The organism is Kribbella sp. VKM Ac-2569 (genome assembly GCF_004216905.1).
Classification (GTDB): Bacteria; Actinomycetota; Actinomycetes; order Propionibacteriales; family Kribbellaceae; genus Kribbella.
Genome location: NZ_SGXJ01000001.1, coordinates 807021 through 831650, shown reverse-complemented (window position 1 = coordinate 831650; position 24630 = coordinate 807021). Strand labels below are relative to the sequence as shown.

Sequence of the window (24630 nt, the reverse complement as noted above, 5' to 3'; positions counted from 1 at the left end):
CATCGTTCCGGCAGGCGGAGAACGGGGCTGCTGTCGGTGTGAAGTGAGGCGGGTCTGCCCAGAACCCGCCCCGTCCAGTTGGGGAGGCACGTGTCCGTGGGTCGCCAACCGGCCGAGCGCCCCGTCGTACCCGAGCCGTCCTCTGGGGCCCAGCTGGTGGTGGCATCGGCGTGAGAAGTGGTGCGGACCGGCCGGCGATCTCCACCGGGCCGGCGTTGATGATTCCCGCCGGGTACCCGCGTGACCTGCCGAGCGCACTGCTCCGCGCCGCCCGCGAATTCGGCGGCGCCGGTGTCGTCGAGATCGGGCCGGACGGCCGCGAGACCAAACTCGACTTCCCGACGCTGCTCGAGCTGGCCGCCCGGATCCTGGCCGGCCTGCGTGCGAACGGCGTACGCGCCGGAGACCCCGCGGTCGTGCACTGCACCGAGCCGGTCGGCTTCTTCGCCGCGTTCTGGGCCTGCACCCTCGGCGGCATCCGCCCGCTGCTGGTCGCGCCGAACCCGGGCGGCGACCGCACCGAGGAGGGCCGCGAACGGCTCCGCCGGATCACCGACCTGCTCGGCTGGACCGTCCTGATCGGCCGCCCGACCGACCTGCCGAACGACCTCGGCCTCCCGGTCCTCGACCCGGACGCGATGGCCGGGCATGAGCCGACCTCCGACTTCCACCGCCCGGCCGCGGACGACGTCGCCGTACTGATGATGTCCTCGGGCTCGACCGGTACGCCGAAGATCGTGCAGCTCACGCACCGCGGGCTGGTCGAGTTCGCCGCGGGTACGCCGGCGATGCTGCCGGTACGACCCGGGCAGACGACGCTGAACTGGCTGCCGCTGGACCGCAGCGGCGCGTTCCTGCTCTATCACCTGCTGCCCGTGTTCACCGGCTGCACGAACATCCACGTGAACACGGACTGGGTGCTGGCCAACCCGCTGCGCTGGCTCGACCTGATGGAGCAGCACAGGGTCAACCACTCGTGGTCGCCCAACTTCGGGTACCGGCTCGCGACGGCCGCCGTGGCCGGCGAAGCGGACCGGCACTGGGATCTCTCCGCGCTGCGCAGCCTGGTTAGCGGCGGTGAGCAGATCACTGTGCCCGTGATGTCCGAGTTCCTGCGGGTGACGAACCGGTTCGGGGTGGTTCCGGAGACGTTCGTGGCGGCGTGGGGGATGACCGAGACGGTCACCGGCATCACGTTCGCGCGCCCGGGTCTGACGCCGAACGTGCACCGTGTGCGGATCCCACCGACCGGCGTCGTCGAGTGGGTCGACCAGCGGCCGTCGTCCGGGAAGGTCGCGGTCGCGCGCCCGGGCAAGCCGCGGACCGAGGTGCCGGGTGTGCTTTCGCTGGTCTCGGTGGGAGCGCCGGCCCCCGGTACGACGGTGCGCATCGTGGCCCCGAACGGCGCCGTACTGCCGGAAGGCCGAATCGGTCAGCTGCAGGTCGCGTCGGCCCGGGTAACGCCCGGGTACCTCGGGAATCTTGAGGCGGACCGCACCGCATTCCCGATCGGGAACTGGCCGGCCCGCAAGTGGCTCGCGACCGGCGACCAGGGCTTCATCACCGGTGGCCAGGTCGTCATCACCGGCCGGGACAGCGAACGCATCATCATGTCCGGCAAGCTTCACTACGCCCACGACATCGAGTCCGTCGCCGCGACCGTCGTCGGCGCCGAACAGGGGTTGGTCGCCGCCTGCGGCATCGCTGACGAGGAAACCGGCACCGATCGGCTGGTTGTCTTCTACGCACTGACCGCCGACTCCGTACCCGGTATGGACCAGGCGATTCGCAGTCTGATCCAGACCCGCCTCGGCCTGCCGGCCCAGGTCGTCGGCGTCCCGCGCCGAGACTTCCCGACGACCCCCGGTGGCAAGATCCTGCGCCCGCTGCTCAAACAACGGTGGATCGACGGCACCCTGCTCGAACCCGCCAGGACCCACGTAGAACCAGCCGGCGCCACCCCTGCCTCCGGCCCCACCGGCCAGGGCCCCTCGAGCACCCCCGAGTCCACCCCGTTCGCCGACGAGGACGCCGCAGAACGCACCACCGAACTGCCGGTAGTCCGCCTGGCGTGGAAACGCGAACTCCAGCAATCCATCCCCACCCCACCCCAACGCCCGACCCTAGGCACCCCACCACCCACCGCCCCATCTCCCGACCCCACCACCACCGCGTCAACTCCTGCCCCCGCGCCCGCGTCCGCCGCGTCGGCACCCGAGGCCAGCCGCACCGCGTCGACACCTGAGCAAGGCACTGGCGCGACGGCATCCACGCCGACCGCCTCCACCACGGCACCTGCGCTTGGTCCCACGGCCCCGCCCCCGCCAGCCCCCGCGGCCTACCCGCCGCACGCGACCGCCCCGGCACCCACCAACTCGCCAGCTCCTGCCGAGCCCGGCATCGCTCCGGACCCCGCCCCGCAGCCGAACGCCGTGGCACCCAACGCCGAGCAGAAGCCTGCCAACGCGCAGTCCGACACCGCCGAGCGACCGCGCGACGCTGCGACGGTCAGCACCGACGGTCCGGTCGAAGATCAGACTCCGTCCGCCGACGAGAACTCAGCCGAGCTGGAGTCCACCGCCGACGAGTCCGAGGCCGCGCAGCCGTACGACGCTGCGACCATCGACGTACCTGTCGAAGAACAGTCCTCGTCCGCGGATGAGGACTCGGCCGAGCAGGAGCACACGAGCGGGCGATCTGAGGGTGAGCAGTCGTACGACGCTGCGACCATTGACGCCGACGTGCCGGTCGAAGAAGAGTCCTCGTCCGCGGATGAGGACTCGGCCGAATCGGAGCCCACCGCCGGTGAGTCCGAGGCCGAGCAGTCGTACGACGCTGCGGCCGCGGGCGTCGACGTACCGGACGAACAACACGCACCGTCTGCCGACGAGAATTCCGCCGAACTGGAGGACACCGCCGGTCGGTCTGAGGCTGAGCAGTCGTACGACGCTGCGACCGTCGACGCCGAGGTACCGGTCGAAGACCAGACCCCGTCCGCCGACGAGAAGCCAGCGGACCGCGACGACACCGCGAACGAACTGGACACGACGGACTCCGCGGACACGACCGACCTGACGGACGCGACGGATGCCACGGATGCCACGGATGCGGCCGATGATGCAGATTCGGTCGATGCTGCTGACGGGGCGGATGCTGTGGAGGCGTCGGCGGGGGATTCCGCTGGCCTTGCGGCTTCTGGTGATTCGGGTTCTGGGGACGTGGTTGCTGAGGGCATCGACAGTGGTGAGGATGCGGCGTTCGAGGGTGGGGTTGTTGCGGGTACGTCGGACGATGGGTCTGACGAGCTGGCGGCGGATGAGGTTGCGGCGTACTCGGATGACGCGAATGCCGTCGTAGATACCGCGGACGATGCATCGATGGGACCGCAGGACGCTCCGGCGGGATCGGACGCAGAGACAACCGACGAGAACGCCGACCTCGAAGAGAACCAGACGGATGCCGACCGAGCCTCCGACGAAGATGACAGCGAGGCGGCGTCCGACGAGGCGGCATCCAGTGCAGTGTCCGAGGTGGAAGCCGAGGGTGATGCATCGTCCGCGCCGGCGCTCGGCTCCGAGGCTGCGGACACTCACGACGAGACGACCGACTCCGAGGCAGACACAGCGGAGCCCGCCGACTCAACCTCCGCAGACATCGACGAGGCCGACGAGCCCGCAAACAACGCGGACACGAACGACGCCGTCGACACCAGCGCTGCGGCCGAAGTCGAGCCCACCACCGACATCGCGGAGACCGAGGACACCGCCTCCGAGCCGATCAAGCCCGCGCCGACCGACACCGCACACACCGAATCCGACGCGGAGGTTGAAGAGGCGGACGTTGAAGAGGCGGACGTTGAGGACGCGGTAGGTGCGGGTGAGGCACGCGCTGACGACGCAGATGCCGAGATAGATGCCGACGAAAGTCGTGCGGACGAAGCACATCCTGATGATGTACGTGCGGATGAAGTACGTGTCTATGAAGTCTTTGCGGACGGAGTAGTCAGCGAGGTCGGGGCTGGCGATGTCGTCGGTGATGTGGGTGGCGACGAGCTCGTGGGCGATGAGTCTGGCGTGGCTGCGCACGAAGGGGCGTTGGACGCCGAGCCGGGTTCGTCCGAGGTCGACGCGGATGACGTCGACGCAGAACAGGACGCGGGCGATCGCACTGAGGATGAGTCGGCTGAGGTCGGCGAGCTGGCTGGTGCGGGGGCTGCGGGGCTTGTTGTGGTGGACGTGGACGGTGTGGTGGCTGCCGTCGTACCTGAGCAGGACGGTGTTGCTGCCGAGGAGCCGGCTGAGGTCGGGATTGCGGTTGCTGCTGGGCGGGTTGGGGTTGTTGAGCCGGTTGCGGTTGTGGGTGTGGCTGGGCGGTTCCCGGGGGCTGAGGGGGTGGAGCAGTTCTGGGAGAACCTCGTCGGGGGTGTGGAGAGCGTCCGGCGGGAGTCGGGGGACGGGGTTGTTGCGGTCAGTGGCGTGCTGGAGCACGTCGAGTCGTTCGATGCGAAGTTCTTCGGGTTGAGCGATCGTGAAGCCGAGTTGATGGATCCGGCGCAGCGGTTGTTCCTCGAGGTTTGTCATCAGGCGTTGGAGCACGGCGGGTACGCCGGTACAACGAGCCGCGTCGGTGTGTTCGCGGGCTCGGGCATGAACCTGTACAACCGCCAGCACCAGTCCCGCGACTCCATCGCCACCCGCGTCGCGTACCGCCTCGGCCTGACCGGCCCGGCGATCGGCGTGCAGTCGGCCTCCTCGTCGTCCCTCGTCGCAGTGCATCTCGCCTGCCAGGCGCTCAGATCCGGCGACGCGGACCTCGCTCTGGCCGGTGCCGCCGCCGTACAGGTGCCGCAGGCAACGACCTACCATCCGACGCCGGACTCGATCCTGTCGCCGAGCGGTCAGATCCGGGCGTTCGCCGCCGACGCGGACGGCACGGTCGGCGGGAACGGTGTCGCCGCCGTACTCCTGAAGCGTCTCGACCAGGCCCTGACCGATGGTGACACGGTGTACGCCGTGATTCGCGGTACGGCGGTCAGCAACGAGGACGCGCCGGCCGGAAACCAGACGGAGCTGATCGAGCGCGCACTCGACCGCGCCGGGTTCGACGCCGACTCGCTCAGCTACATCGAGGCGCACGGGATCGGCAGCCCGGCCGCGGACGCCGCCGAGGTGAAGGCGTTGACGACCGCGCTCCGCCGGCACACCGACAAGGTCGGTTTCTGCACGCTCGGATCGGTGAAGCCGAACATCGGCCACCTGGACAGCGCCGCGGGCATGGCCGGCCTGATCAAGACCATTCTGATGCTGCAGCACCGGATGCTGGTCCCGACCATCAACGTCACCGAGCCGAACGCGGAGCTCGCCCTCGACGGCAGCCCGTTCGTGATCGGCACCGAGGTCCGCGAGTGGACGGTGCCGCTGCTGTCCGGCGGTACGACGCTCCGCGCGGGCGTCAGCGCCCTCGACGCGGGCGGCACGAACGCGCACGTGATCCTCGAAGAGGCCCCGCGCCAGATCCGCCGCGGCGACGACGGCCCCGTCGTACTCCCGCTGTCCGCGCCCGACCCGGACGCCCTCGCCGACCTCGTCGACCTCTACCGCACGGACCTGGGCCACGGCACCGGTCACCGCCTGATCGACCTCGCCGGTACGGCGGCGCTCGGCCGCCCGGCGCACCGGCACCGGATCGCGGTGGCAGGCGGGACGGAGGCCGAACTCGTCACCGCTCTCGGCGCCGCCCAGCCGACCGAGGTGCCGCGCGGCGGACCCGGCCCGCTCGGCTACGCGTTCACCGGACAGGGCGCCGCCCGTCGCGGGATGGCCGCCGGCCTGGCCGCACGCTTCCCGGTGTTCCGCTCGGTCCTCGACGAATGCGACCGCGTCTACCACGAGGAGACCGGCGGCAGCCTGCTCGAACTGCTCCTCACCCCGAGGGGTACGACGGAAGGCGTCTGGCCGACCGAGACCGCGCAGCCCGCACTGTTCGCGTTCGAGCTCGCACTGGCCCGCCTCTGGCAGTCGTTCGGCGTCCAGCCCGCACTCGTCGTCGGTCACAGCGTCGGCGAGTACGCCGCTCTGTGCGTCGCGGGCGCCCTCTCGCTGGCGGACGGCGTACGCCTCACCGCGAAGCGTGGCGAGCTCATGCAGCGCGGCACGGTTCCCGGCGCGATGGTCGCTGTCCGCGCCGACGCCGACCGGGTCCGCGAGATCGCAAGGACCGCCGGCGTGGAGGTTGCCGCGGGCAACGGTCCGCAGTCGTTCGTGCTGACCGGATCCGAAGTGATCGTCGGGCAGCTCGCCGCGCAACTCGATCAGCTGCAGGTCGCCTGGCAACGGCTGGACGTCGACCGCGCGTTCCACAGTTCGTTGGTGGACCCAATACTGGCTGACTTCGCGGAGATCGTCCGCGAGATCACGCTGAAGCCGTTGCGGACGCCGATGGTGTCGAGCTGGTCGGGTGATCTGCTCGAGTCCGGGACCGTGCTGGACAGCGACTATCTGGTCGGCCAGTTGCGGCAGCCGGTGCTGTTCGGCGACGCGGTCGAGGCGGTGACGGCGGCCGGCTGCCGCCGGTTCCTGGAGCTCGGGCCGGACGCCGTACTGAGTCCCGCGGGTCGCCGGATCGCGCCGAACAGCACATGGATTCCCGCGCAGCGCCTCGGCCAGGACCCGGTGCTCGCCACGATGAACGGCCTGGCCGAGTTGTACGAGCAGGGCACCGAGATCGCGTGGTCGAAGGTCTACGCGGACGGTGGCCGCGTCCCGTTGCCGACGTACCCGTTCCGTCGGGTGCACCACCCGGTCGACCCGTCCGTGACGGTGCTGGCGGGTCCTGGTACCGCGGTTGCCGGGGACAACAATGCGCCCCGGCTCAACGCGTTCGAACGGGCCGCGCGCGCACAGGCCGTGGTCTTCGAGCCGCCGTCGAACGCCGCGGTGAAGCGGATCCCGCTGGACCCGCCGGAGCCGGTAGCGAGCGAGCCGGTCGAGCAGGCGGACGAGGCCGAGCGGTCGCCGTTCGCGCTGCCGGCCGAGACGCATCAGATCGACGCGGACTACCTGGCCCAGGCCGGGTCGCTGTCCGGGGATGAGATGTCCGCGGAGCGGTACCGCGAGTCGCTGGACGTCGTGCTCGACCTGACCTGCGAGGTGCACAACCTCGACCCGTACGACCTCACGGTTGACCACACATTCGCCGAGCTCGGGGCGACGCCGGCATCGATGGCGCCGGTGATCGACGAGCTGAAGAGCCGGTTCGAGGCCGAGTTGGCGCCGGACGACCTGTTCCTGGCGTACACCACACCGCACAAGCTCGCGACCGCGGTCGCGATGCAGACGGCCGAGCCGATCGAATCCGTCGAACCTGTCGAGCCGCAGAACGAGGCCCCAGCCGAGGAGGTGGCGTCGGAGGAGGAGCCGGCGCGGGATGCGCGGGCGGCCTTGGCTGTTCTCGGATCGGGGCTCGCGGAACTGGCGGCGAAGGTCGACGAGGCTGCGGCCGCGACCAGCGAGGCAGATCTGCCCGGGAGCGGTATGGCGGCGCTGATGTCGCAGCAGCTCCGGATCGCCGGGCAGCTCGTCGACGGTGTCACCAAACTCATGCGCGAACAGCTCGCCCTCCTCGGCGAACCGGCCGCGCAAACGACGGAGCAGACAGCAGAGCAGGCAACAGAAGAAGAGCAGATCGTCCCAACCGACGAGCACGAGCCGGCCCCGGAGTTCCGCCGTACGACGGAATCGCCGGCCGACGTGCAACGCCGCGACTTCACCTACTGGACGCAGGTCCTCGCCGGCGCCGAACCGTTGGTCCTCCCCGCGGATCGCGCCCGCGCAGCCGGCGACGACGCGGTGGCGTCGGTCCAGCGCGAGCTGGACAAGGATCTCGGCGAGGCCGTCCTCAAGTACAGCCGCGACCGCAAGCTCAGCCCCGTGATGACGATGCTGGCCGCCGTCGCAACTGTGCTCGGCCGGTTCGCCGCACAGGACGAAGTGACCATCGGCTCGGCGCTGCTCCGCCCGAAGGAGAGCCGCCCGCTTCCGCTGCGGATCGACCTGTCCGGCGAACCAGACCTCGGTGAGCTGACGGAGCGGATCCGCGACATCACCGCGGGCGCCTTCGACCACGCCGGCATCGATCTCGCGATCCTCGAACGCGACCCGCTGTTCCAGATCCTCGTCGAGTTCGACGACGAGTTCGCGGACCGGGACGATGACGACCTGCCGCCGAGCCTCGACCTGCGCTTCCGCCTGACCCACCACGAGACAGGCATCAACTGTGCGGCGGACTACCGCTCCGGCCTGTTCGAGCAGCCGACGATCAAGCGCCTGCTCGACTACCTGGCCGAAGTGTTGCGCAGGGCAACGACCAAACCGGACCTCCGCCTGCCCGAGCTGGTTCTCCCGATCGAGTCCGACCTCGAGGCGCTCCGTGAACTCGAGTCCGACGCCGACGCGAGCGGGCCGATCGGCCGGGTACGCCGGGACGCCGTGGTCGCCGGTGAACTCAGCGGACTGCACACCCTGTTCGAGCAGCAGGTGGCGCGGACGCCGGACGCGATCGCGCTGATCCAGGACGGCCGCGAGCTGACGTACGCCGAACTCGACCGCCGCTCGAACGCGGTCGCCTGGCAGCTCGTCGACCTCGGCGTGAAGCCGGGCCAGCTGGTCGCAGTACGAGTTGCTCGCGGCACCGAGATGGTTGTCGCCGTGCTCGCAGTCCTGAAGTCCGGTGCGGCGTACCTGCCGCTGGATCCCGGCGTACCGGAGTCCCGCTGGGCCTTCATGGTCCAGGACGCGGCAGCGGTCGCGCTGGTCGGTGACGACGCGGCGCTGGCGGACCGTCTCGGTCTGCGACTGGTGCCGGTCGGGGGCGGCGACGGCGACACACGGGCGCGGCAGGCGCCGCCGGTGCGGGCCGCTGCCGATGACGTCGCGTACTGCATCTACACGTCCGGCTCGAGCGGTAACCCGAAGGGCGTCATCGTCCCGCACCGCGGCCCGGTGAACCTGGTCCGGCACTACCTGCGGACGCGGCGGTCGCTGCGGACGCTGCAGTGGACGTCGTTCGGCTTCGACGTCCACGTGCAGGAGATGTTCACGACGCTCGCGTCGGGCGCGGCGCTCGTGCTGATCGGTGAGGACGACCGGTACGACCCGGACGCGGTGGTCGCGGCGCTGCGTGACCACGGCGTGCAGCGGTTGTTCATGGCGTTCAGTCCGCTGACCGCGTTGCTGGCGACGATGCGCCGGCTGCCCGAGCTCCCCGAGTTGCGGGAGATCGTCGCGGGCGGCGAGGCGATGGTGCTGACGCACAAGGTGCGTGACTTCCTCGACGCGCATCCGGAGTGCCGGCTGTTCAACGAGTACGGTCCGGCCGAGGCATCGATCGTGACCACGATCCACGCGGTCGACCCGGCCGAGGACCGGCCGTCGATCGGGCGGCCCATCGACGGTGTCGCCGTACGCCTGCTGGACGCCGCGCTGCGGCCCGTGCCGGTCGGTGCGGTCGGGGAGATCCACCTCGGCGGCGCTGCCGTTGCCCAGGGCTACATCGGGCGGCCGGAGGAGACCGAGCACGCGTTCGTCGCGGATCCGGGACACCCGGGCGCGCGGCTGTACCGCAGCCGCGACCTCGGCCGCTGGCGCGCCGACGGAACCCTGGAGTACCTCGGCCGCGCGGACGACCAGGTGAAGATCCGCGGCCACCGGGTCGAGCCCGGCGAGACGGAGCACGTGCTCGCGGACCAGCCCGGCGTCGTCGACGCGGTCGTGGTGGCCTGCTCGGACCCGGGCGGTGACACCTGCCTGATCGGGTACGTCGTGCTCGAGGACAGCGATCCCGCCGTACTGGCACGGTTGATGCTCGACCTGGGGAAGGAGCTGCCGATCTATCTGGTGCCGGCGGACCTGATCCCGATCGAAGAGTTGCCGCTGGACGACAACGGCCGGCTGGATCGCTCCCGGCTGCCCGAGCCGGAGTGGCTGACGCCCTAGCGGGGTCTGGGCCAGGGCATCCGCTCTGCAACAAGAACGGTGGGCCAGTCGGTGGCAGCCCTCCCAAACAGCCACCGTCCGCCGCACACGATGCACAACCCGCGTTCGATCCCATCCCTCCACGAGATCGATCGCGTTCAAAAGAGTCGGACGCCGCCGGTGGCAGACTGGTTCCCGACCCCGCAGGTCACACGGTTGCGGCGGGAGAGTGCCCTCGCCCGCCGCTCACGTGTTCCGGTCGACCAAAGCCCCCCTCGATCTCCCGGTTGACGCCCGGTCTGAGCCCCCCTCGACCGGTCGTGGATGACGGTGCCCCCACCCCATCCATCCGTTGCATCGCGTGACATAGGTCCGTCGTTACACGGATTCCGGAGATTCGTAAAAATTGCGCAAAGTTGCGCGGGAGAGGCCTTACCCAACGCGCAAAAGTTTGCGTATTCCGACGATGCGGATCAGGCCAGTGCAGCCCAGGCCTGATGCGCGGCGCCGAGCAGGCCCGCATTGTCCAGTTGAGCGGGCTCCACGGTGAGGTCCGTGACGAACGGCAGTTGCGCCAGCCGCTTCACCCACGCCTGCACCGGGTCGAACAGCACCGGCCCCGCCTTCGCGACCCCGCCGCCGATCACGACCGCGGTCAGGTCGACGGTCACGGCCGTCGCGACGATCCCCGCGGCCAGCGCCTGCGCCCCGTCGTCGAACGCGGCCAGCGCGAGCTCGTCCCCGGCCGCGGCATCGGCGGCCAGTACTTCGGCATCCACGTCCTCGCCCGTCCGCCAGCCGCTCCGCTGCGCGCGGGCGACCATCCGCGGGCCGCTCGCGTACGCCTCGACACAGCCGAACGACCCGCACACGCAGGCCTCGCCGTCCTGGTCGATCACCATGTGGCCGATGTGGGCCGCGTTGCCGGACTGGCCGATCAGCGGTCTGCCGTCGACGACGAGGCCGCCGCCGACACCGGTCGAGACGACGATCCCGAGCAGGGTGTGCGCGTCGCGTCCCGCGCCGCTCCAGAACTCACCGAGCGCGAAGCAGTGCCCGTCGAGCCCGAGTGCCACGGGAATGTCGCCCGTCATCGCCCGGACCCGGTCGACGATCGGGAAGTTGCGCCAGCCGGCGATGTTCACCGGGGAGACCAGGCCGTGCCGCTGGTCGACCGGGCCGGCGGAGCCGATGCCGACGGCCAGCGGGGTGGCGTCGCCGCGAACGCGCTCGATCAGCTCTCCGAGCGCGGCGAACACCTGGTCGGCGTCGCCGGACGGGGTGCGGATCCGGTCGCCGGTGAGAATCGTGCCGTCCGCAGACACCAGAGCGGCGGCCATCTTCGTGCCGCCGATGTCGATTCCCAGCACGGTCTCCCGCGCCTTCGCTGTGTCGTCGCTCATCGTCCCCCCGGTTAGGGCGGTCAGGGTCGAGAGACAACGTTATCTGTAGTCGGCCCGAACAGACAGAGGTGATTCGTGGTAATCACGGAAAACCCGCAGGAAGGAGGCAGGTAACTGCCATGACAACGCCTGACAACGATGCCCCTCCAGGCGTTCCAAGGCGGCTAATTATTAGCTGTCGGTGATAGCTGGCGCCCGGAGGCGGGGCTGCGAGAGGGTTGGGGCATGAGTGATCAACTGGATCGTGACGCGGCCGGCTCGCTGGTCGTCGGTTTCACCGGGACCACAGCTCCCGACGACCTCCGGCGGGCAGTAGCGGGTGGCCTGGGGGCCGTCATCCTGTTCACCCGCAACGTGGCGGACGCCGAGCAGGTGGCGGCGCTGACGGCCGCCCTGCGGGCCGAGCGGCCGGACCTGATCGTGGCGATCGACCACGAGGGCGGAGAGTTCAGCCACCTCGCGCCGGCGAACCCGTGGCCGCTCGCGTCGCCGCGCCTGCTGGGCGACCTGGACGACGTCGACCTGACCCGCGCCGCGGCCCGGGACGCGGCCGCGACCCTGGCCTCCCTCGGCATCGACCTGATGCTCGCGCCGTCGGTGGATGTGAACAGCAACCCCGCGAACCCGATCATCTCCACGCGCTCGTTCGGCCGCACCGCGGACGTCGTCTCGCGGCACGGCGTCGCGTTCGTCGAGGGCGTCCACGACGCCGGTATCGCCGCCTGCCCGAAGCACTTCCCGGGCCACGGCGACGTCTCGGTCGACTCTCACACCGACCTTCCGCGCGTCGACCGTTCGATCGAGGAGGTCGCGGCCGTCGAGCTCGCACCGTTCCGCGCGACCATCGCCGCCGGCGCCGACGTCGTGATGAGCGCGCACATCATCTTCTCGGCGTACGACGATCAGCCGGCCACGCTCTCGCACCGGGTGCTGACCGGACTGCTGCGCGAGGAACTGGGCTTCACCGGCGTCATCACCACCGACGCGCTCGAGATGCAGGCGATCACCAAGAACCGCTCGATCGAGGACGCCGCGGTCGCGTCGATCGGCGCCGGCGCAGACCTCGCGATGATCGCGGTCGGTACGGCGGACCCGCAAGCCCTTACCGCCCGCGTGGTCGACGCCGTCCGCACCGGCACGCTTCCCGCCGAGCGGGTCGCCGACGCCGCCGCCCGGGTTCGGGCCCTTGCCGCCTCACTCGGGCAGCGCAGCCGGCAGCCAGGCCTCGACGGCGCACCGATCCGCGAGGTCGCCGCGCGCGTGGTGGCCGGGCAGACGTTCCCGGCGTTCGGCGCGACGCCGTACGTCGTCGATCTGACGCAAGGCCTGCACCCGGCCTGGAATCCCTACTTCTCCGGCCTGCCCGAGATCTTCACCCGGGTCGCTCCCGGCGCCGAAGGCGTCGTACTCCGCGGCGAGCACCACCTCACCGACACCGGCGAGCCGCAGGACGACGCGATCGCCAGGGCGGCCAAGGCCGCGCAGGGCCGCCCGCTGGTGATCGCCGTCCAGGACGCCGGCCGTACGCCGTGGATGCGCGAGGCCCTGAACTACCTCGTCCAGGGCCACCCGGACGACGTCTTCGTGCTCTGCACCGGCATCCCCGAGGACCAGTCCCTCGTCCCGGCAGGCACCCCGTCCGCCACAACCTCCGGCCGCAACGTCATCGTCCTGGAAACCATCGCGCGCCAACTAACCCGCCAGCTTTAACCGCCCCAAACCGTCCGCGCGTCAGGTCGGGCGGCAGCCTAGTTCCAGGTCGAGGGCGTGCTGTTCGACGTGGTTGAGGGCGTGGCGGACGGCGCCGACCGAGACGATCGCGTCGCCGAGGGAGGAGACCGCGACGCGTGGGGGAGTGCTGGTGTAGCGGGCCAAGTGGGCTTCGAGGTCGGGGAGCAGAGCGGCGGCCGCCTGGGCGACCGCTCCGCCCAGGACCACCAGTTCAGGGTTGAAGAGAGTGCCGAGCGTCGCGACCACCCGTGCAGTGCGCCCGGCGATGTCCTGAAGGATGCCTTGAGCAACCTTGTCGCCGTCGGCGGCCGCGCGGAACACCTGCTCGGCGGTCACCTCGCCGTCGATCGCGAGGTCCCGCAACGACGTGTGCACGCCCGCGTCCGCGACCGCCGCCGTACCGTTCTCACGCGCGATCCGGGCGATCCCGTGGGTGTCGCCGACCCCCTCGATCAGCTTGAGGAACACCATCTCGCCGGCGCCGCCGCGGCTGCCGTGCAGCAACCGGCCGGAGTCCATCAGCCCCGACCCGAACCGTTCACCGGCGAGCAGTACGACGAGGTCGTCGACGTTGCGCGCCTCGCCCCGCCAATGCTCCCCGAGCGTCGCGAGGTTGGCGTCGTTCTCCAGCAGGACCGGCCACCCGTGCAGCTCGGTCAACCGCTGCGCCAGCCCGGTGTCGAAGCGCCGCCAGAACTCGTCGTCGACCAGGATGTTCCCGTCCCGGTCGACGGGTGCCGCGACCCCGGCGCCGGCGGCGAGGACCTGTGCGTCCGACACCCCCGCGGACGCGAGCGCCTCGACGACGGTCTCGTGCACGATCTCGGTCCGCTCGCTCGGCGTCTTCACACCGGCGGCCGACCGCCCGGCCTTGGCCACCGTCTCGCCGCGCAGGTCGGAGACCAGCACCGTCGTCTTGGCCGCGCCGATGTCGATGCCGAGCACGTACCCCGCGTGGCTGTTGAACTCGAACCGCCGCGACGGCCGCCCGACCGAGGTCCGGCCCGGGTCGAGCTCGACCACCCAGCCCATCGAGATCAGGTCGTTGCAGACGGCGTGCACGGTCGCGCGGGTGAGACCGGTGGCCTCGATCAGGCCGGTTCCTGTCATCACCCGGGCGCGGGTGAGCACGCCGAGTACTTTGCCCGCGTTCACCCGGCGCAACATCGTCGGCGTGGCCGTGGGCGGCGTTGTCGGTGGTTTCGCCATGAAAGCCCCTTGACCTCGTCGTCGTACCGACCGCAGAATACATGCAGATTCTAAATTTAGATCCTATATATAAACGCTGGGTTACCAGCAGATTCCGAGTGAGGCGATCGTGACGAGTCCGCAGACGACCGATCCCGACTGGTGGCGGCAGGCTGTCGTCTACCAGATCTACCCCCGCAGCTTCGCTGACGCGAACGGCGACGGTGTCGGTGACCTGCCCGGCATCATCAGTCGAGTCCCGTACCTGGTGGCGCTGGGCATCGACGCGGTCTGGCTGAGCCCCTTCTACCCGTCCGCGCTGGCCGACGGCGGGTACGACGTCGACGACTACCGCAACGTCGACCCGCGGCTCGGGACCCTGGAGGACTTCGACGGGCTGGTCGCGGCGCTGCACGCGGAGAACATCAAGCTGATCGTCGACATCGTCCCGAACCACACGTCGAACCAGCACGAGTGGTTCGTCGAGGCGCTCGAGGCCGCGAAGGGCCACCCCGCTCGCGACCGGTACATCTTCCGCGACGGCCCGGACGGCGCCCCCGACCAGCCGCCGTCGGACTGGGACTCGGTGTTCGGCGGCTCCGCCTGGGCGCAGACCGACGACGGCCAGTGGTACCTGCACATGTTCGCGGCCGAGCAGCCGGACCTGAACTGGCAGCACCCAGAGGTACGCGCGGACTTCCTGGACACCCTGAAGTTCTGGTCGGACCGTGGCGTCGACGGCTTCCGCGTCGATGTCGCGCACGCGCTCGTGAAGGACCTGTCCGAGCCGTTCCCGTCGAAGACCACGCTGCCGCGGCAGTCCGAGTCGAACGGGCAGCACCCGCTCTGGGACCAGGACGGCGTTCACGAGATCTACAAGGACTGGCGCACGCTGCTGGACACCTACGACCCGCCGCGGTCGGCGGTCGCCGAGGCGTTCGTGCCGGCCGCTCGCCGGGCCCGGTACGCGAGTGCCGACGGCCTCGGGCAGGCGTTCAACTTCGACCTGCTGCAGGCCGACTTCGAGTACGAGAAGTTCCGCAAGGTGATCGAGGAGAACCTCGCGCTCGCCGAGGAGAACGGCTCGTCGTCGACGTGGGTGTTCTCGAACCACGACGTCGTCCGGCACGCCACCCGGTACGGCCTGCCGCGGAACCCGAAGGGCGGCTGGCAGGACGGCAAGGACTGGCTGCTGAGCAACGGCACCGAGCCGACGGTCGACGTCGCGCTCGGTCTGCGCCGCGCTCGTGCCGCGACCCTGCTGATGCTGGCGTTGCCGGGTTCGGCGTACCTGTACCAGGGTGAGGAGCTCGGTCTGCAGGAGGTCGGCGAGCTGCCGGCCGCGAACCTGCAGGACCCGGCGTACTTCCGCTCGAAGGGTGCCGAGAAAGGCCGTGACGGCTGCCGCGTGCCGCTGCCGTGGACCGTCGGCGGCCTGTCGTTCGGCTTCGGCACGGGCGGTTCGCACCTGCTGCAGCCGAAGTGGTTCGGCGCGTACTCCGTCGAGGCGCAGCAGGACGACGCGGAGTCGACGCTGAGCCTGTACCGCAAGGCTCTCGCCGTACGGCGGGGGCTGCGCACCGGCAGCTCGCTCACCTGGATCGACGGCTCGGACGACGTCCTGCACTTCGTCCGCTCGGGCGGCTGGCAGAGCGTCACGAACTTCGGCGCTGCCCCGGTCGAGCTGCCCGACGCGGCGGTCGTGCTGTCCAGCGGACCGCTCGAGGGCGACAAGCTGCCCAGCGCCACGACCGCCTGGCTGATCTAGCACCCCAAGATCCGCTCCGGTCAAGCCGTCCCGTGTGGCGGCCCTCCCCCTGTGACCGGGGCGTTGATGGACGTGGCGGGGGCACCGGGCGGTTGCCCCCGTCACGATCCGTCCCAACTGCGGGAATGTCAGGATAAGCGCGTGACGACGCTTGCGGACGCGATAGCGGTTCTCGATCGGCTCTACAACCCGGCCTGGGCGGAATCCTGGGACGCGGTCGGTCTCGTGACCGGCGATCCGGAGCAGGAGGTACGGCGGATCCTGTTCGCCGTCGACCCGATGCGGGGCGTGATCGACGAGGCGATCGACGGCGGGTTCGATCTGCTCGTCACGCATCACCCGTTGCTGCTGCGCGGAGTGAACAGCGTGGCCGCGACGACGCCGAAGGGCCGCGTGATCCACGACCTGATCCGCGCCGGCGTCGCACTGCACGTCTGTCACACCAACGCCGACAACGCGAACCCGGGCGTCAGCGACGCGCTCGCCGCCGCGATCGGGCTGCGCGACACCCGGCCGTTGAAGGCGATGCCGGCCGAGCCGATGGACAAGGTCGTCGTGTTCGTCCCGGTCACGGAGACGCAGGCGATGCTCGACGCGCTGGCGAAGGCCGGTGCGGGACAGATTGGCGATTACGAGCGGGCCGCGTGGAGCGGCACCGGCGAGGGAACCTTCCGGCCGCTTGCTGGCGCGAACCCCACGATCGGGATCGTCGGGGACATCGAGGTCGTTCCCGAGAACCGGATCGAGATGCTCCTGCCGCGCCGCAAGCGCCGCGCGGTCGTCGAGGCGCTGGTCGCGGCGCATTCGTACGAGGAACCGGCGTACGACATCTATGAGGTAGCCGCGTTGCCGAGTGAGCGTGGCGGCGGGCGGGTCGGCGTACTCGCGGAGCCGCTGCCGCTGGCCGATTTCGCGCGGCTCGTCGCGGAGAGCCTGCCGCAGACCGAGCACGGTGTGCGCGTGTCCGGGGATCTGGACCGGACGATCGAGACCGTCGCGGTGGTCGGGGGAGCGGGGGATTCGGAGTTCGACCGGGTCCGCGCGGCCGGCGTCGACGCCTATCTGACCGCCGACCTGCGGCACCATCCCGCCACCGAGGCCCGGGCGTATGGCGACCCCGCGCTGGTCGACGTGGCGCACTGGGCCAGCGAGTGGCCGTGGCTGGTCGACGCCGACCGCCTCCTGCGCGAAGGACTGGCGGCCCAAGGCAGTACCGTGGACACTCACATCTCAACGCTCTGCACAGACGCATGGACCCTGCGAATCTGAGCGCGCCGCCACCATTTTGAAGGAGCCGACTCTGAACGCCGAGCCCGCCGTCCAACGCCGGTTGCTGGACCTGCAGGATCTCGACCTGCAGCTGGATCAGGTCGCGCACAAGCGCGCGTCGTTGCCCGAGCATCAGGCGCTCAAGGAGCTGATCGCCGAGAAGTCCGTGGTCGACCGCGAACTGGTCACCGCCGACACCGAGGTCAGCGACCTGCAGCGTGAGCAGAAGAAGGCCGACAGCGATGTCGAGCAGGTCCGGCAGCGCAAGGCGCGCAACCAGCAGCGGATCGACTCCGGTCAGGTCACGTCGCCGCGCGACCTGGAGAACCTGCAGCACGAGATCGGTTCGCTCGACCGGCGGATCTCCGACCTGGAGGACGCCGAGCTCGAGGTGATGGAGAAGCTCGAGGCCGCGGAGGCGGTGCAGACCGACCTGCGCACCCGGGCCGAGGCATTCGCCGGCCGGCAGGCCGAGCTGGAGACCACCCGCGACGCCGTGCTCAAGGAGCTCGACGAGCAGCGCGCCGAGCTCGGTGACAAGCGCTCCACGGTCGTGGCCGAGCTGCCGGAGCAGTTGCTCGCGCAGTACCAGCGGCTGCGGGAGCACAACGGCGGGATCGGCGCCGCGCCGCTCGTCGGCAAGCGCTGCATGGGCTGCCGGATGGAGCTCGCACCCTCCGACCTGAACACGATAAAGGCCGCCGCACCGGACGCCGTACTGCGCTGTGAAGAGTGCGGACGGATCCTCGTGCGGACGTCGGAGAGCGCCGCATGACCTACGACCACGTCATCGTCGAGGCTGACGGTGGATCGCGCGGGAACCCTGGGCCGGCGGCGTACGGCGCTCTGGTGCGCGACCCGGTGACGCGGAAGGTGATCGCGCAGCAGGGCCGGACGCTCGGGATCGCGACCAACAACGTCGCGGAGTACTCCGGGCTGGTCGCGGGGCTCGAGCTCGCCGCGGAGTACGCGCCGAACGCCTCGATCGAGGTGCGGATGGACTCCAAGCTGGTCATCGAGCAGATGGCCGGCCGCTGGAAGATCAAGCACCCGGACCTGCAGCCGCTGGCGATCAAGGCCCAGGGCCTGGCGCCGTTCGGGACCGAGTGGACCTGGGTGCCGCGGGCGCAGAACTCCGCCGCCGACGCGCTCGCGAACAACGCGCTCGACGGCGTGGACATCCCGCTGACGCCGGCGCCCGCCGGATCGTCACCGGCGGTGGCGAAGGACCCGTCGGACCTCGCGAAGGCGATCCAGGGCTGGGGTCCGCAGACCGAGCCGCCGACGCAGCTGATCTTCCTGCGGCACGGCGAGACACCGCACACCGTGGAGAGGCGTTTCTCCGGATCCGGTGGTGACAATCCCGGGCTGAGTGAAACCGGCCGTGCGCAGGCGCTGGCGGCCGCCGACTACCTGTCGCGGATCGGTGGGGTCGACGCACTGGTCGTGTCGCCGATGCGCCGCACCCAGGAGACTGCGGCGGCGGTCGCGGCCAAGCTAGGGCTCGACCCGGTCGTCGACGAGAACTGGCGGGAGGTCGCGTTCGGGGACTGGGACGGGCACACGTTCGCGGAGATCCAGCAGAAGTGGCCGGACGCGATGAACGCCTGGCTGGAGTCGACCGCGGTCGCGCCGCCCGGTGGCGAATCGTTCGACCTGTGCGCCCGGCGGGCCCGCTCGGCGCGTGACGGCCTACTCGCGCGGTACCCGGGTAAGACGGTCGTCGTGGTCACTCACGTAACGCCGATCAAGCTGATGGTCCGGTCGGTGCTGCAGGCCCCGATGTCCGCGCTGTTCCGGATGGAGTTGCGCCCGGCAACGCTGACCGAGATCCACTGGTACGCCGACGGCCTCGCGTCCCTACGCTCCTTCAATGTGCAGCCTGCCCTAGTCTGACCCCTATGCCGTTGCAGAGGGTTCGTTTCGCCGAGGCCGTTCCGGAGGTCTTCCGGGCATCGTTGCAGGAGATCCGCCGGGAGCAGGAGGTGCCCGCGGAGTTCCCGCCTGAGGTGACCGCTGCGGCTCTCGAGGCGGCCCAGAACGCGCGCCTGCCGGAACTCGATCGGACCGACCTCGAGTTCGTGACGATCGATCCGCCGGACTCGATGGACCTGGACCAGGCGTTGCACATCGAGCGGACCGGTGACGGGTACACCGTGTACTACGCGATCGCTGACGTGGCCGCGTTCGTGCAGGCCGGTGATCCGATCGACGCCGAGGCCCGGCGCCGCGGCGAGACGCTGTACGCCCCGGACAAGCGCACCCCGCTGCATCCGCCGGAGCTGTCCGAGGGCGCGGCCTCGCTGCTGCCCGACCAGGTTCGTCCCGCGCTGCTGTGGACGATCACGGTTGATGCGACTGGTGAGAGTACGGGCGTCACGTGCGAGCGAGCCCTGGTGAAGTCGCGCGCGAAGCTCAACTATGCCGGCGTACAGAAGGATCTGGATGCGGGTACGGCGTCGGAGTCGTTGCAGCTGTTGCGTGAGGTCGGGAAGCTCCGCGAGCAGCGCGAACTGGAACGCGGCGGCGTGAACCTCCCGATCCCGGACCAGGAGATCGTCACCTCGAACCACGGCTGGGGCCTAGAGTTCCGCGCGCCGCTGCCGGTCGAGGGCTGGAACGCGCAGATCTCATTGCTCACCGGCATGGCGGCCGCGTACCTGATGACGAAGGGCAAGATCGGCATCCTGCGCACGCTGCCCGAGTCGCACGACGACCTGCGGCGCAAGCTCGGCAACACCGCCAAGGCGCTCGGGATCGTGTGGGCGGCCGAGGCGACGTACGCCGAATTCATCCACGGGCTCGACCCGAAGGTGCCGGCACACGCGGCGATGCTCGCGGCGTGCACGGTGCTGTTCCGCGGCGCCGGGTACACGGCGTTCGACGGCAGCGTGCCGGAGCGGCCGCAGCATGCCGCGATGAAGGCGGAGTACGCACATGTCACCGCGCCGCTGCGGCGGTTGGTGGACCGGTGGACGGGGGAGATCTGCGTCGCGCTGTCGGCGGGCGTCGAGGTACCGGCCTGGGTGCGCGAGTCGATGGACGAGATCCCGAAGATCATGGACGAAGCAGACCGGCGGGCGCACGCGTACGAGCGGTCGATCGTCAGCATGGTCGAGGCGGGCCTGGTCGCGGATCAGGTCGGTTCCGAGTTCGACGGCGTGATCACCGACGTGGACGACAAGGAGAACACCCGCGGCATCGTCGCGCTGACCAAGTTCGCGATCGAGGGCCGGGTCACCGGTGCGGCGCTCCCGCTCGGTCAGCAGGTCCGGGTGAAGCTCGTCGAAGCGGACATCGCCAAACGCACAGTCGCCTTCGAACTGGTTCAAGGCTGACGACACCAGGTTCGTGGGCGCCGGCGTTTGGCGAACCGACGGCTAGCTGACGGAGACTCCGGCGGCTTCGAAGTCGTAGGTCTTGCCACCGAACTTCAGTGCGTCGACCGCGCCGGAGAACGCGTAGTCCCGGCCCTTGCTGAGCGTCGCCGTGAGGAGCTTGGCGTCATCGCCGCCGTCGCCCAGGTAGGCGAGCATCTCGGTCCAGGTGCACCGGGCGCCGTTGATCGAGCACGCCGTTCCGTTGAAGGCGGTACCGGTCAGGCCCCAGTGCTTGTCCGCGTCAGTGCTGGCGTTGAAGGCCGTCCACTGGTTGGCGGTGCCGTTGGCCGGTGCGTACACCAGCGACGAGTAGTTCGATGCCACCGCGGCCACATTCGGGTCGATCTCGAAGGCGATGCTCGGCATGTTGTTGCCCAGGGCATTGTTCTCGCCGGTCGTGTAGACCGAGAAGCCGACGGTACCGAGGTCCTTCACGTTCTGGCCGGCGAAGTCCACCTCGTTGCCGAAAGCCACCTTGTCGGCCGCGGACGCGGTGTGCAGGCTGAGGGCGCCGTCACCGAGCGGCGACTGGGTGGAGGTCGTGGCGAGTTCGGCATCGGCCGCGCCGATCACGTTGCGGTGCACCGTGCCCCAGTGCTTCAGGTACGTCGGCCCGGTCTTGTTCAGCTTGGTCTGGACGGCCGGGGCGAGGTCGACCTCTGCCACCACGCCGTCCTTCAGCTTGGCCGACGTGTCGACCCCGTTCGCCGGGACCGCGAACAACTGGGCGACGAACGCCTTCTGCAGGTCGTTCTGGCCGAGGCTGTAGTTGACAACCTGGCTCTCGGCCACCGAGTTGCGGACCAGCGGATAAGTGATCGCCGTCGCGGTCTGGCCGGTGACGCCGGCGTCGGCCGCGCCACCACCGAGCACCGAGATGCCGACAGCTGTGACAGCCAGCGTGAATGCGGATCCTGCCGCCGCGAGGCGGTTCTTCGTGTTGGACATGATTCCCCTTGCTTCCACCCCGAACGGGCGGAATTGCGGTGCCGCCAGGATTCGAACCCGGCCCATCCCCGCACACCGAGACGGTCTAGACCGTCTACTGTGCGTCACCGTATAGGGCTTCGTGCGTAATGGGAACAGCCGAGCCACCTCCAGGTCCCTACTTCACCCACCGACAGGCTGGAACCTGCCTCAGCGCCTCGTCAGGTAGTCCTCGACCGCGGCGGTGGTGCGCTGCAGGTCGCCGGTCGCGAGCAGGTCGAGCAGGGCGCCGCGGAGCATTGCCAGTACGGCGGTACGTCGTGCCTCCGTTTGCTCGGGCGCGCTCGTCTTGAGCAGCTCGAGCCAGTCGTCGACGGTCGAGCGGGCGAAGTCCGACCACGGCCCGTCTGGTGCGACGAGCGAGCGCCCGTACGCCTCGACCCAGAACGTCATCAGCGGCCGGCGTTCCGGCGCCGCGAGCCAGGTCCACAGTTCGCGCGCGATCACGGTCAGGCCGGGCGGCTCGTCGTACCGCTGCTCGGTCTGGCGGAGCAGTTCGAGCTGGTCGGCGCGGCCGCGGGCGAGCAGGGCGCGGATCAGGCCGTCCTTGCTGCCGAACAGGAACAGCAGCACGCGCGGGCTCGAGCCGATCGCGGTCGCCAGCGGGCGCAGCGACAGGTCGCCGAGCCCGTGGGTGAGCGAGTAGGCGTACGCGCGCTCGAGCAGTTCTTGCTCGCGCGCGGACGGGGCTTCCTTGGTTGTCGGCACGGGGCTAGTATTGCTTACTGAAACAGTCGTGTCAGTAGATCGGGTAGGTAGATGACGAAACTGATCAGGAAGCTGGGGCAGCCTGGAGACCTCGGCTGGGTCGTGCAGTCGCATGCGGAGGTCTATGCGGCGGAGTACGGCTGGGGCCCGGCGTACGAGACGCTGATCGCGCAGATCGTGTCGGCGTACGCGTCCGACCACGACGACGAGCGCGAGGCCGCGTGGATCGCCGAGGTGGACGGAGAACGGGCCGGCAGCATCTTCTGCGTGCGCGGGCCGGACGAGACGACCGCGCAGTTGCGGCTGCTGCTCGTGACTCCGGCGGCGCGAGGCCTCCGGCTCGGCGGCGAGTTGGTTGACACGTGTCTGGCGTTCGCGCGGTCTGTCGGTTACAAGCGGATGGTGTTGTGGACCAACGATCCGCTGGTCGCGGCGCGGCACATCTACCTGGCGCGCGGGTTCCGCCTCACCGGTTCCGAAGTACACGAGATGTGGGGCGACAACCTCGTCGGGCAGACGTACGAGTTGGACCTTTAGCTTTTACAGGCCGGTGCGCCGGGCGCGGCGGTCTTGTAGATCGCGTGCGAGAGGAACGTGTTGACGTACCCGTTCGTGAGGGTCAGCGCGTGGCGCGGGCCGACCTTGCCGAGTGGCAGGAATCTGCGCAGCGGGTACGCCAGGTAGTAGGCGCCGTAGTCGGTGAAGTTGAAGTGCCGCGTGCCGGGGACCGTGGCGCACCACGACGTACCGGTGCTTGCCTTGAGCAACGAGAGGGCGCGGTCCCGGTCGTGGTCGTTCTTCGCGTCCGGGCCGCAGACGCTGGTGATGCAGGAGTCGTCGGCGCCGAGCAGCATGATCGGCGCCGTCACTCCCTTCGTCACGACGTCACCGAACTGGATCCCGTCGAGGTCGACCGCGGCCGCGCAACGTGCGTCCAGACGGCAGGCCTCGAGTGAGGCCGCGCCGCCGAACGAGTGGCCGACGTACGACGGTCCGATCGTGGGCTCGACCGAGTTCGGGAGCTCCTTGGCGACCATGCCGGCCGCGAACCTTGCGTCGGCGGCCCAGACGCCGACGAGGTGATCGCCGACCTGCTTCGCGCTCTCGGTGCTCTCGCCGAGGTTCGGCGGGTTCGCGTCCGGTTTGCTCTCGACGGTCTGCCCGCCGAGGACGGTGAGGTTCGCGCTGTACGTCGGGGTGACGCCGGCGACCAGGTATCCGTGACTGGCGAGATCCTCCGCGAGCGCGGCGTACATCGGAGCCGACAGGCCCATACCGGGCATCAGGACGACGACCGGGAACCGCCCGGGTGCGACGGCGACGCGGTCGAGAGCGCGATCCTGGAGAGTGTCGAACGGTCCTTGGAACAAGGAGATCGGGGCTTTCAGGTGCAGCCCGCTCCAGTCACCTGGCGCGTACTGCACGCGGCGGCCGGTCGTCTCCTTGGCGACCGGATACCAGAGCCAGACGGCGAGGCGGCGCGGGCCGTTCGAGTACGGGTCGCGGCGGGGCGTGTCGGTCCACTCGTACGTCCGCCGCCCGACCTGAAAACTCCCGGTCGTCTCCGGCAACGCCACCGGCTCCGACCGCTGCACCAACACCCACCCCACATACCCAGCCCCACCAACAAGCACAACCAGGAGGAAAAACACGACCCCAGTCCGCACTCGCCTCCGCATACCCCCACTTTCTCACCCCGCGCGGCCAACACCCCGCCGTACCACCGCCGAGTCGTGAGAATCGGCGCCGAAAACCCACCACAATCCACGACTCGAGAAACACCCCGCCAACCAATCCCCACGACTCGGCGGCAGGATCAGTTCGGGAGCCCGTAGCCTCCGCCGACGGCGAACACCTTTGTGCTGCCGGTGCGGGAAGTTGTGTGCGCGGCCGAGGGCAGCACGTAGCCGCCTCCCAGGACCACAGTGTCGCCGAGCGCGGCGATTGTGCGGCCGTCGGCGTCGAGTACTGCGAACGAGACACCACGCGCGACGACCGAGCATCCTGGCGGCCACGCCACCTCGATGAGGTAATCGCTCTTCCGGACGACCACGCAGTTCGTGCGCTCGTCGACCATGAGTGTTCCTTCGAGTCGCGCCGCCATGTTGCGCGCCGGCCGTTCCTGGACAGTCAGGTACGGCGTGTGGTTCGAGTTGTCGGCCACGGGTTCGATCGTACGGCGATTGTTGGCGGCAGGATGTCGAAGTGGGCGAGGTGGTTCCGAC

14 protein-coding genes are annotated in these 24630 nt (G+C 69.9%); 8 read left to right on the top strand and 6 right to left on the bottom strand.

Translation table 11 applies throughout. From position 1 onward, the window contains the following. Positions 1–170 precede the first annotated feature (170 nt). Positions 171–9992: a non-ribosomal peptide synthetase/type I polyketide synthase gene (locus EV649_RS03760; protein ID WP_130380517.1), complete on the top strand. Its 9822-nt coding sequence runs from the start codon at positions 171–173 to the stop codon at positions 9990–9992. Between the two features lie 452 nt (positions 9993–10444). Here EV649_RS03760 and EV649_RS03755 read toward each other — a convergent pair whose 3' ends face one another. Further along, on the bottom strand, positions 10445–11374 hold the full coding sequence (locus EV649_RS03755; protein ID WP_130380515.1) for an ROK family protein: 930 nt from the start codon (positions 11372–11374) through the stop codon (positions 10445–10447). 225 nt (positions 11375–11599) lie between these two features. On the opposite strand from EV649_RS03755, the gene nagZ reads away from it, so the two are divergent. Continuing rightward, positions 11600–13084 (top strand): beta-N-acetylhexosaminidase, encoded by a 1485-nt coding sequence (gene nagZ / locus EV649_RS03750; RefSeq protein ID WP_130380513.1) that lies wholly within the window; start codon positions 11600–11602, stop codon positions 13082–13084. A 21-nt stretch (positions 13085–13105) separates the two neighbouring features. On the opposite strand, the gene EV649_RS03745 is transcribed toward nagZ, so the two are convergent. After that, complete coding sequence (locus tag EV649_RS03745; protein WP_130380511.1) at positions 13106–14314, bottom strand: ROK family transcriptional regulator; 1209 nt, start codon at positions 14312–14314, stop codon at positions 13106–13108. 109 nt (positions 14315–14423) lie between these two features. Between EV649_RS03745 and EV649_RS03740 the strand changes: the two genes are divergently transcribed. From EV649_RS03740 to EV649_RS03720, 5 genes are all read left to right on the top strand, one after another. Then, positions 14424–16061, top strand: coding sequence for a glycoside hydrolase family 13 protein (locus EV649_RS03740; protein WP_198682286.1), 1638 nt, complete (start codon positions 14424–14426; stop codon positions 16059–16061). Between the two features lie 141 nt (positions 16062–16202). Further along, positions 16203–17330 carry a Nif3-like dinuclear metal center hexameric protein gene (locus EV649_RS03735; protein WP_241997691.1) on the top strand — a complete coding sequence of 376 codons (1128 nt, stop codon included), beginning with the start codon at positions 16203–16205 and terminating at the stop codon, positions 17328–17330. A 16-nt stretch (positions 17331–17346) separates the two neighbouring features. After that, positions 17347–18105, top strand: coding sequence for a C4-type zinc ribbon domain-containing protein (locus EV649_RS03730; protein WP_130380507.1), 759 nt, complete (start codon positions 17347–17349; stop codon positions 18103–18105). Further along, a complete protein-coding gene (locus EV649_RS03725; RefSeq protein ID WP_130380505.1) occupies positions 18102–19226 on the top strand; it encodes a bifunctional RNase H/acid phosphatase in 1125 nt (374 codons plus the stop codon). The genes EV649_RS03730 and EV649_RS03725 overlap by 4 nt, the downstream gene beginning before the upstream one ends. A gap of 5 nt (positions 19227–19231) precedes the next feature. Next, positions 19232–20668: an RNB domain-containing ribonuclease gene (locus EV649_RS03720; RefSeq protein ID WP_130380503.1), complete on the top strand. Its 1437-nt coding sequence runs from the start codon at positions 19232–19234 to the stop codon at positions 20666–20668. A 42-nt stretch (positions 20669–20710) separates the two neighbouring features. Here the strand turns inward: EV649_RS03720 and EV649_RS03715 are convergent, their stop codons facing one another. After that, positions 20711–21658: a hypothetical protein gene (locus tag EV649_RS03715; RefSeq protein ID WP_130380501.1), complete on the bottom strand. Its 948-nt coding sequence runs from the start codon at positions 21656–21658 to the stop codon at positions 20711–20713. A 189-nt stretch (positions 21659–21847) separates the two neighbouring features. Then, on the bottom strand, positions 21848–22405 hold the full coding sequence (locus EV649_RS03710; protein WP_130380499.1) for a TetR/AcrR family transcriptional regulator: 558 nt from the start codon (positions 22403–22405) through the stop codon (positions 21848–21850). Between the two features lie 51 nt (positions 22406–22456). Between EV649_RS03710 and EV649_RS03705 the strand changes: the two genes are divergently transcribed. Beyond that, positions 22457–22942 (top strand): GNAT family N-acetyltransferase, encoded by a 486-nt coding sequence (locus EV649_RS03705; protein WP_130380497.1) that lies wholly within the window; start codon positions 22457–22459, stop codon positions 22940–22942. Here the strand turns inward: EV649_RS03705 and EV649_RS03700 are convergent. Next, on the bottom strand, positions 22939–24000 hold the full coding sequence (locus tag EV649_RS03700) for an alpha/beta hydrolase (protein ID WP_157996162.1): 1062 nt from the start codon (positions 23998–24000) through the stop codon (positions 22939–22941). The two genes, EV649_RS03705 and EV649_RS03700, sit on opposite strands and share 4 nt — an antisense overlap. Positions 24001–24221: 221 nt before the next feature. Then, positions 24222–24569 carry a hypothetical protein gene (locus tag EV649_RS03695; protein WP_130380493.1) on the bottom strand — a complete coding sequence of 116 codons (348 nt, stop codon included), beginning with the start codon at positions 24567–24569 and terminating at the stop codon, positions 24222–24224. Between the last annotated feature and the right edge of the window lie 61 nt (positions 24570–24630).

What these genes read in the sequence shown, in the direction of transcription:
- EV649_RS03755 (WP_130380515.1), bottom strand. Translation starts at nt 11,374, where the DNA reads ATGAGCGACGACACAGCGAAGGCGCGGGAGACCGTGCTGGGAATCGAC.
- nagZ (WP_130380513.1), top strand. Translation starts at nt 11,600, where the DNA reads ATGAGTGATCAACTGGATCGTGACGCGGCCGGCTCGCTGGTCGTCGGT.
- EV649_RS03745 (WP_130380511.1), bottom strand. Translation starts at nt 14,314, where the DNA reads ATGGCGAAACCACCGACAACGCCGCCCACGGCCACGCCGACGATGTTG.
- EV649_RS03725 (WP_130380505.1), top strand. Translation starts at nt 18,102, where the DNA reads ATGACCTACGACCACGTCATCGTCGAGGCTGACGGTGGATCGCGCGGG.
- EV649_RS03720 (WP_130380503.1), top strand. Translation starts at nt 19,232, where the DNA reads ATGCCGTTGCAGAGGGTTCGTTTCGCCGAGGCCGTTCCGGAGGTCTTC.
- EV649_RS03715 (WP_130380501.1), bottom strand. Translation starts at nt 21,658, where the DNA reads ATGTCCAACACGAAGAACCGCCTCGCGGCGGCAGGATCCGCATTCACG.
- EV649_RS03705 (WP_130380497.1), top strand. Translation starts at nt 22,457, where the DNA reads ATGACGAAACTGATCAGGAAGCTGGGGCAGCCTGGAGACCTCGGCTGG.